The 7,239-nt window shown below is 73.3% G+C and carries 7 protein-coding genes and 1 pseudogene; 4 read left to right on the top strand and 4 right to left on the bottom strand.

The window, feature by feature from the left end; all coding sequences use genetic code 11:
* Window positions 1-140: pseudogene (locus tag JZ5iCDA_RS19765) on the top strand (DNA polymerase III subunit delta); the annotation flags it as partial.
* A 120-nt stretch (window positions 141-260) separates the two neighbouring features.
* Here JZ5iCDA_RS19765 and rpsT read toward each other — a convergent pair.
* The 4 genes from rpsT to JZ5iCDA_RS14005 form a co-directional block, all read right to left on the bottom strand.
* Window positions 261-521, bottom strand: a complete 261-nt coding sequence (gene rpsT, locus JZ5iCDA_RS13990) for a 30S ribosomal protein S20 (protein WP_043659362.1) — start codon at window positions 519-521, stop codon at window positions 261-263.
* A gap of 178 nt (window positions 522-699) precedes the next feature.
* Window positions 700-1,254: a type II toxin-antitoxin system PemK/MazF family toxin gene (locus JZ5iCDA_RS13995; protein WP_069387722.1), complete on the bottom strand. Its 555-nt coding sequence runs from the start codon at window positions 1,252-1,254 to the stop codon at window positions 700-702.
* Window positions 1,255-1,331: 77 nt separating this feature from the next.
* Window positions 1,332-2,054, bottom strand: coding sequence for a maleylpyruvate isomerase family mycothiol-dependent enzyme (locus JZ5iCDA_RS14000; protein WP_069387723.1), 723 nt, complete (start codon window positions 2,052-2,054; stop codon window positions 1,332-1,334).
* 33 nt (window positions 2,055-2,087) lie between these two features.
* Window positions 2,088-2,648 (bottom strand): type 1 glutamine amidotransferase domain-containing protein, encoded by a 561-nt coding sequence (locus JZ5iCDA_RS14005; RefSeq protein ID WP_069387724.1) that lies wholly within the window; start codon window positions 2,646-2,648, stop codon window positions 2,088-2,090.
* Window positions 2,649-2,823: 175 nt separating this feature from the next.
* Between JZ5iCDA_RS14005 and lepA the strand changes: the two genes are divergently transcribed.
* From lepA to JZ5iCDA_RS14020, 3 genes are all read left to right on the top strand, one after another.
* Window positions 2,824-4,704, top strand: a complete 1,881-nt coding sequence (lepA, locus tag JZ5iCDA_RS14010) for a translation elongation factor 4 (protein ID WP_069387725.1) — start codon at window positions 2,824-2,826, stop codon at window positions 4,702-4,704.
* A gap of 7 nt (window positions 4,705-4,711) precedes the next feature.
* Entirely contained in the window at window positions 4,712-6,022 is a 1,311-nt protein-coding gene (gene hemW, locus JZ5iCDA_RS14015) for a radical SAM family heme chaperone HemW (RefSeq protein WP_069387726.1), read from the top strand.
* Window positions 6,023-6,178: 156 nt separating this feature from the next.
* Window positions 6,179-7,111 (top strand): DUF7544 domain-containing protein, encoded by a 933-nt coding sequence (locus tag JZ5iCDA_RS14020; protein ID WP_069387727.1) that lies wholly within the window; start codon window positions 6,179-6,181, stop codon window positions 7,109-7,111.
* Window positions 7,112-7,239: the final 128 nt, after the last annotated feature.

Here is a 7,239-nt window from a genome sequence, read left to right on the forward strand (position 1 = left end):
CGGGGTGGACGCCCGAGGGGCTGGCGACGGCGATCAGCGCCGTCGCGCAGGCGGACGCCGAGGTCAAGGGCGCCGGCCGCGACCCGGTGTTCGCCGTCGAGCGCGCGGTGCTGACGATCGCGCGGTCGCACGGCCGCTGAGCCGGCGCCCGCCCGGCCGGGTCTCAGCATGGCGCCCGCCGGACGCACGAGGGGCGCCGACCCGACCGGGTCGGCGCCCCTCGTGGAGAGCCGGGGGTCGCCTCAGGGGCGACGCGTCGCTCAGAGCGCGTTGACCGACTTCGCGATGGCCGACTTGCGGTTCGCGGCCTGGTTCGCGTGGATGACGCCCTTCGAGACGGCCTTGTCGAGCTTGCGCGACGCGGCCTGGAGCGCGGTGGTCGCCGCGTCCTTGTCGCCGGCGGCGACGGCCTCGCGCACGCGGCGCACGTACGTCTTGAGCTCGGACTTGACCGCCTTGTTGCGCAGGCGAGCCTTCTCGTTCGTGCGGATGCGCTTGATCTGGGACTTGATGTTGGCCACGTGTGGACTTTCTGGTGTGTTCGCCGAAGCGAGCGGATAGGTCGTAGAGGGCGGCTCCAGCTCCGGGACTGGGGTGGGGAACCCGTGGAGAGGTGCTGGAGCTGTGCCCGCCGACCTGGGCGGACACGCGACCAACGAGACTACCAGCCGGCGGGCCCCTCGATCCAGTCGGCGCCGGTCACCGGTGCGCGGCGATCCCCGCGACGACGCGGTCGAACACCGCACGCCCGACGACCGCGCCCTCGCGGCGCACGCCCCCGCGATCGACGCGGACCACGCGGTCGAGGCGCACCTCGCTGTCGCGGCCCTGCGCGTCCCACGGCCCGGAGCCGATGTCGAGCCAGTACCGGCCCCAGCGGGCCTCGTCGCGCGCGTCGCGCGAGTGGTCCTTGCTCGTGAGCATCACGCCGAGGAGCCACGGCCCGTCCGCACCGACGAGCAGGACCGGACGGTCCTTGCCGCGTCCGTGGTCCTCCTCGTACGGCACCCAGGTCCACACGATCTCGCCCGGGTCGGGGTCGCCGTCGAGCCGCGGCGCGTACCGCGCGCGGACAGGACCGTCGTAGTCGCCCGGGTAGGCGGCAGGAGCGCCGCGCCGGGGCGCGGACGGTGCGCCGGCGCGCGGGGACGCCGCGCGACGCGGCGCGCCGTGCGTGCGCGGCGGGCGTGCCGACTGCCGCACGACCGCGCGTGCTGCGCCGGCGAGGAGTCCGAGCCATCGGTTGCGTGCCACGCGGGCAATCTACCCGCGGTCCCGCCCTCGGCAGCGGCGTCGCCCGCCCGGTCCCTGACGCGGGGTGCCCCGGGCGGTCACGGGGTGATGCGCTCCCTGAGCGCCGCCTCGAGCGCGGACGTGTCGCCGTCGACGGTGAGACCGGGGAGCGCGCCCGCGTCGGGTGCGACCCGACGCCACAGCACGAGCGCGAGCTCGCGTGCCGGGGCGGACACCTGCACGTCCGGCACGACGCCGTCGCGCGCCCCGAGCACCCAGGACGACCCGGCGTCGGTCGCCACGAGCGCGACCGGGGGTTCCAGCGGAAGCATCCGGCCGAGGCGCACCTGCCGGGGCTGCAGGACCGTGACGACCTCGTCGACCGTGTCGGCCCACGCCGCGGGCGCCACGTCGCCGACGCTGCGCCCGGACGCGGCGCGCAGGTCGTGCAGGTGCACGAGCGTCTCGTGGGCCTGGCGCCGGTGCCAGAACCGGACGGTCGACGCCGCGTCGCCCGTCTCGAGAAGCGTCCACGCCCGCGCGTCGGGGTCGAGCTCGTCGAGCGTCGCGCGCAGCTCGGCCGCGTGCTCGGCGTAGAACGGCTCGAGCTCGAACGGTCCGCGCCCGAGCGGCGTCTCCTGCCGGCGTCGCGCCTGGGCGGCGGCCCAGTGGTGAATGCGCCTCAGGTGCTCGACGAGGTTGCGCACCCGCCACCGGCCGCATGCCGGGACCCGCGCCCGCGGGTCGCTGCGCGGCACGTCGGCGAGGAACGCGGACTGGAACCGCCCGAGGAGGGCGCGGTGGTCGAGCGCGTCGTCCATGGACACATCGTCCACCGCGCCTCCCACAGCGGGTCAGGCGGCGGCGAGGACGGCGTCCACCTCGCGCAGGAACGCCTCAAGGTCGTCGGGGTCGCGCGACGTGACGAGCGTGTAGCCCTCGTCGTCGCGCACGACCTCGCGGTCGACCCACGCGCCGCCGGCGTTGAGCACGTCCGTCTCGAGCGACGGGTAGCTCGTGAGGGTCTTGCCCTCGACGGCGGCGGTCTCCACCAGGGCCCACGGACCGTGGCAGATCGCCGCGACGGGCTTGCCCGCGGCGGTGAACGCGCGCACGATCTCCATCGCCTCCTCCTGCAGGCGGAGCGTGTCGGCGTTGATGGTGCCGCCGGGCACGAGCAGCAGGTCGTACGAGGACGCGTCGGTGTCGGCGAAGGTCCGGTCGGGCGTCACCGTGCGGCCCGGGTCCTTGTCGCCGACCAGGGTCTGCACGTCGTCGGTGGACGTCGCGGCGACGTCCACCTGCGCTCCCTGGCCCTGCAGGTGCTCCAGCGGCACCACCAGCTCGTCCTGCTCGACGCCGTAGTTCGTGACGATCGCCAGCACGCGGCGGCCGGTGAGGTCCGTTGCGGGCACGGTGTTCTCCTCTCGTCGGGGCAGCACGCGGACGGTGGTCCGGTGCGGTGCTCCCCACGCTAGGCGGGGCGCCGCCGCCCTGCAGGGCGACGTCGAGTACCGGCCGCCCGGGGCGCACGTGGGAGAATGGCCGGCAGACCCCCGCAGCCCGCCCAGTCACAGGAGCGCACCCGCGTTGTCCCCGATCCCCAGCGCCGACCTGAGCGCCCGCATCCAGCCTGCGGCGACGCCGCCCGAGCTGATCCGGAACTTCTGCATCATCGCGCACATCGACCACGGCAAGTCGACGCTCGCCGACCGCATGCTGCAGCTCACGGGCGTGGTCGAGCCGCGCGCGATGCGCGCGCAGTACCTCGACCGGATGGACATCGAGCGCGAGCGCGGCATCACCATCAAGTCGCAGGCGGTGCGCATGCCGTGGCAGGTGGGAGACACCGCCCACGCCCTCAACATGATCGACACGCCGGGGCACGTCGACTTCACGTACGAGGTCTCGCGCTCGCTCGCGGCGTGCGAGGGCGCGGTCCTCCTCGTGGACGCCGCGCAGGGCATCGAGGCGCAGACCCTCGCGAACCTCTACCTCGCGATGGAGAACGAGCTCGAGATCATCCCCGTGCTCAACAAGATCGACCTGCCCGCCGCGCAGCCCGAGAAGTACGCGGAGGAGATCGCGGGCCTCGTCGGTGGTGACCCGGAGGACGTCCTCAAGGTCTCCGGCAAGACGGGCGAGGGCGTCGAGGCGCTGCTCGACCGCATCGTCGAGCGCGTGCCCGCCCCGGTCGGCGACGCCGGCGCCCCGGCCCGTGCGATGATCTTCGACTCCGTCTACGACACCTACCGCGGCGTCGTGACGTACGTCCGCGTCGTCGACGGCAACCTCAACCCGCGCGAGCGCATCGCCATGATGTCCACGCGCGCGACGCACGAGCTGCTGGAGATCGGCGTCATCTCGCCCGAGCCGATCCCGACGAAGGGCCTCGGCGTCGGCGAGGTGGGCTACCTCATCACCGGCGTGAAGGACGTGCGCCAGTCCAAGGTCGGCGACACCGTGACGAACTCGGCGAAGCCCGCCGAGGAGGCGCTCGGCGGGTACTCCGACCCCAAGCCGATGGTCTTCTCGGGCCTGTACCCGATCGACGGCACCGACTACCCGGTCCTGCGCGACGCGCTCGACAAGCTCAAGCTCAACGACGCCGCGCTCAACTACGAGCCGGAGACGTCGGTCGCGCTCGGCTTCGGGTTCCGCGTCGGCTTCCTCGGCCTGCTGCACCTGGAGATCGTCCGCGAGCGCCTCGAGCGCGAGTTCGACCTCGACCTCATCTCGACCGCCCCGAACGTCGTCTACGACGTCACGCTCGAGGACCGCACGGTCGTCAAGGTGACGAACCCGTCGGAGTTCCCGGGCGGCAAGATCAAGGAGGTGCAGGAGCCGGTCGTGCGCGCGACGATCCTGGCGCCGAGCGAGTTCGTCGGCACGGTCATGGGGCTGTGCAACGACCGGCGCGGGCAGATGCTCGGCATGGACTACCTGTCCGAGGACCGCGTCGAGCTGCGCTTCACGCTCCCGCTCGCCGAGATCGTCTTCGACTTCTTCGACCAGCTGAAGTCGCGCACGCGCGGGTACGCCTCGCTCGACTACGAGCCGTCGGGCGACCAGGTGGCCGACCTCGTCAAGGTGGACATCCTGCTGCAGGGCGAGCAGGTCGACGCGTTCAGCGCGATCGTGCACAAGGACAAGGCGTACGAGTACGGCGTGATGATGACCGCCAAGCTCAAGGAGATCATCCCGCGCCAGCAGTTCGAGGTGCCGATCCAGGCCGCGGTCGGCGCCCGCGTCATCGCGCGCGAGACGGTCCGCGCGATGCGCAAGGACGTGCTCGCCAAGTGCTACGGCGGCGACATCAGCCGCAAGCGCAAGCTGCTCGAGAAGCAGAAGGAGGGCAAGAAGCGCATGAAGAACATCGGTTCCGTCGAGGTCCCGAAGGACGCCTTCATCGCCGCGCTCTCCTCCGACTCGGCGGGCGCCAAGGACGCGAAGGACAAGTCCAAGAAGTGAGCCTCTCGTGAGCCCGGCCCTGCCCGACGGCGAGCCGGTGCCCGCCGACGGCGCCCTGCCCGCGTGGGTGGGGCGGCCGGGCGGTGACGGCGCGGGCGCGACGCCGGAGCGCGGCTTCGGCGTCTACCTGCACGTCCCGTTCTGCTCGGTGCGCTGCGGGTACTGCGACTTCAACACGTACACGGCGTCCGAGCTGGGCGGCGGGGCGGACCAGGCCGCGTACGCGACGACGGCGCTGCGCGAGGTCGACCTCGCGGCGCGCGTCCTGCGCGACGCGCGGGTCCCCGAGCGAGCGGTCTCGACCGTCTTCGTGGGCGGCGGGACACCGACCATGCTCCCGGCGCGCGACCTTGCGCGCCTGCTCGACGGCGTCCGCTCCACCTGGGGCCTCGCGCCCGGCGCGGAGGTGACGACCGAGGCGAACCCCGACTCGGTCACGCCGGAGTCGCTCGCCGAGCTCGCCGCCGCGGGCTTCACGCGCGTGTCGTTCGGCATGCAGTCCGCCGTGCCGCACGTCCTCGCGACGCTCGAGCGCACCCACGACCCGCGCCGCATCCCCGACGTCGTGCGGTGGGCCGCCGACGCCGGGCTCAAGGTCTCGCTCGACCTCATCTACGGCACGCCGGGGGAGAGCCTCGACGACTGGCGCGCGAGCCTCGAGTCCGCGCTCGCGACGGGCGTCGACCACGTCTCGGCGTACGCGCTCGTCGTCGAGCCCGGCACGAAGATGGCCGCCCAGGTGCGCCGCGGCGAGATCGCCCTGCCGAGCGACGACGACCAGGCGACGAAGTACGAGCTCGCGGACGAGCTGCTCACGGCGGCGGGTCTCACCTGGTACGAGGTGAGCAACTGGGCGCGCACCGACGACGACCGCTGCCGGCACAACCTCGCGTACTGGCGCGGCGACGACTGGTGGGGGATCGGCCCGGGCGCGCACTCGTACGTCGCCGCGGCCGGCCCGGACGGCGCACAGGACGACGACGCGGGCCCGGCTGACGGACGCGTCGGGGTGCGCTGGTGGAACGTCAAGCACCCCCGGCGCTACGCCGCCCTGCTCGAGGCGGGCACGAGCCCCGCGGCGGGGCGCGAGCTGCTCACGCGCGACGAGGGCCAGCTGGAACGGGTCATGCTGCAGGTGCGGCTCCGCGAGGGGCTCGACCTGTCGGTCCTGGCGCCCGGCGGACGGCGCGCGGTCGCCGGGCTCGTGGCGCGCGGGCTCCTCGACGGCCGTGCGGCGCTCACGGGCCGCGGGGTGCTGACGCTGCAGGGTCGCCTCCTCGCCGACACGGTGGTCCGGGAGCTCACGGACGACCTGTGACGCGGGTGATGTCGCCGTGCCACAGGGCGGTGCCTCTGGCGTTCGGGCGCGAATCCCGACAGGGTGTACCCGACCGCGCGCCGCGTGCCTGACCTGGGCCGTCGCCTGCCCGTCGCAGCCCGGCGCGGTCACCACCGACCCCGACCAGGAGACACGATGAGCGACACGAGCGCCGGCGGTCCGCCGCACGACGAGAACGACCCGTACCGCGCGCAGCCGGCCCCCGGCCAGCCGTCGTCGGACCAGCCGTACGGGCAGCAGCAGCCGCCGCACGGGCAGCAGCCGCCGTACGGCCGGGCGCCGCAGGGCGGGCAGCCGTACGGTCAGCAGCCCTACGGCCAGGCGCCCCAGGGCGGGCAGCCGCCCTACGGCCAGCCGGGCTACCCGCCGCCCGCGTCGCCGTACGGCCAGGCGGACCAGCCGGTCCAGATCGGCGAGGCGTTCAACTACGGCTGGAACAAGTTCACGCAGAACGTCGGCGCGATCATCGGCGGCGTGCTCGCCTGGGTGGCCGCGCTGCTCGTGCTCAGCCTCGTCTTCTTCTTCGTCCTCATCGGCACGGCGAGCACGAGCATCGACCCGGTGACGGGCGACTTCTCCTCGACCGGCGGGTTCGCGTTCGGGTTCACGACGTTCCTCTACGTCGCGATCGTCGTCGTGCTCGCCCTGTTCGTGCAGGCGGTCGTCGTCAACGTCTCCCTGCTCATCACGCGCGGGAAGCGGATCGAGTTCGCCGACTTCTTCCGCGTGCCGAACCTGCTCAACGTGATCCTCGCCGCGCTCCTCATCGGCGTCGCGGCCGGCATCCTGGCGATCACGTTCGTCGGCCCTCTCGTCCTCGCCTTCTTCGCGCAGTTCACGCTGTTCTACGTCATCGACAAGAACCTCGGCGTCTTCGACGCGATCAAGGCGAGCTTCTCCGTCGTGAGCAAGAACCTCGGCACCGTGGTCCTGCTGTTCCTCGGGGTCTACGTCGCCCAGGCCATCGGCACGCTCCTGTGCTACGTCGGCCTGCTCGTGGCGCTGCCCGTGGCGCAGATCGCCACCGCGTACGTCTACCGCCGGCTCAACCGCGAGCTGCCCGTCTGATACGGCCCCGGTCGCCCTGACGCGAGGGAGGCGCCGACGCCCGCCGCACGGCCGCCGTCGGCGCCTCCCTCTCGCGCACCCGGGTCCGCACGCCGCGGCCGGTCGGCGCGCGCCGGGCGTGCGGACGC

The organism is Cellulosimicrobium cellulans, assembly GCF_001722485.1.
In the GTDB taxonomy this organism is placed as follows: Bacteria; Actinomycetota; Actinomycetes; order Actinomycetales; family Cellulomonadaceae; genus Cellulosimicrobium; species Cellulosimicrobium cellulans_A.

Bases quoted from the DNA above. Each gene is read 5' to 3' on its own strand.
- JZ5iCDA_RS14000 (WP_069387723.1), bottom strand. From the start codon at position 2,054: ATGGACGACGCGCTCGACCACCGCGCCCTCCTCGGGCGGTTCCAGTCC.
- JZ5iCDA_RS14020 (WP_069387727.1), top strand. From the start codon at position 6,179: ATGAGCGACACGAGCGCCGGCGGTCCGCCGCACGACGAGAACGACCCG.